The 1219-nt window shown below is 66.4% G+C and carries 1 pseudogene; it reads left to right on the top strand.

The annotated features are described in order from the left end of the window. Positions 1-450: 450 nt before the first annotated feature. Positions 451-1219: pseudogene (locus AB0M20_RS44540) on the top strand (hypothetical protein); the annotation flags it as partial.

Raw genomic sequence — 1219 nt, forward strand, 5'->3', positions numbered from 1 at the left:
ATTGATGTTGAGAAGAACCCTTAACTAAACTTGGAGACGAATGTCGGCATAGCGTGAGCTTCGCATGCTTCATCAATTAGATTTAACTGCACAAGATATAGGTTCCGTTAAACTCAAAAACACGTTATCAAATGTTAATATTTCAACACTTGTATCTCAATTAAATATTGGTGAACCTACATTAAAAGATATAATACGGCACGCCACCACCTGTGTTGTTGCCCCCCACGTTCTCCCATTCGGCATGTTCGGCGGCCGGCTGAGCGGAGGGCCGCGCTGAAGTGACCCCTATGGTCCGGTCGCCGAAAACCTGGTGGCTGATACATCGGCACGTGTCGAATGGACGACTTCTGGCCGGTCATGGTTGCGCTACCTTCCCTCAAGGCCGCAAAAGGGGGCGGGATGGCACCTGCTGCACAGCAGACACCACGACCGGCGTGCCTTCTGATCGTGGCGGCCGCCGGTTACGGCAAGTCCACCGCTCTGGAGGCCGACGGCCCGGTCTCCTACTACTCGGCGGCTGACCTGGTCGGGTCGCCGCCGGACGTCACGACCGGCTGTCTCGCGATCGATGACCTGGATCGGCTGGCATCGCGCGACCAGGTACGGCTGCTGCGGGCGCTGTCCGGCCCGGCGCGGATCCTGCTGGCCGGCCGCCGCCCGCTCGGTGCGGCGGCCACCGCGGCGCTGCCCAGCCCGTGCGCCGAACGGGGGCCCCGCGATCTCGCCCTCGCCCCGGAGGCGGTGGCCCGAGTGCTCCGCGACGAGCACGGCTCGGCCGATCCCGAGCTGGCCTATCGGGTGTACGACCTGACGGCGGGATGGCCGGCCCTGGTGCATCTCGCCGGTGATGCGCTGGGCCGGCTCGGCGCCGGCCGCCATGATCTGCTCGCGGCGCTGACCGAGCCCGGGACGGCGGGCGCTGCTTGGATACGAGAACACGCGCTGGCCGGGCTGCCGTCGTACGCGGCGAAGCTGTTGGAGCTGACTGACCAGCTCGACCCCATCACCACCCCACTCTGCGCGGCGCTCAGCACCGAGGATCCGCAAACGACGGCGGACGCGGTGTGGTGGCTCGCCCGCACCGGAATCCTGGTGCCGCACCGGCGGCAGCCCTACGGCCGGCCGGACGCGGCGCTGCGGCTGGTGCCGCTGCTGGCGGCAGTTCTCGCAAGCCAGCGGCGCCCCGCCAGGCGGCGGGCCGGCTGCGACCGGCTTC

The organism is Actinoplanes sp. NPDC051633 (assembly GCF_040681735.1).
Lineage (GTDB): Bacteria > Actinomycetota > Actinomycetes > Mycobacteriales > Micromonosporaceae > Actinoplanes.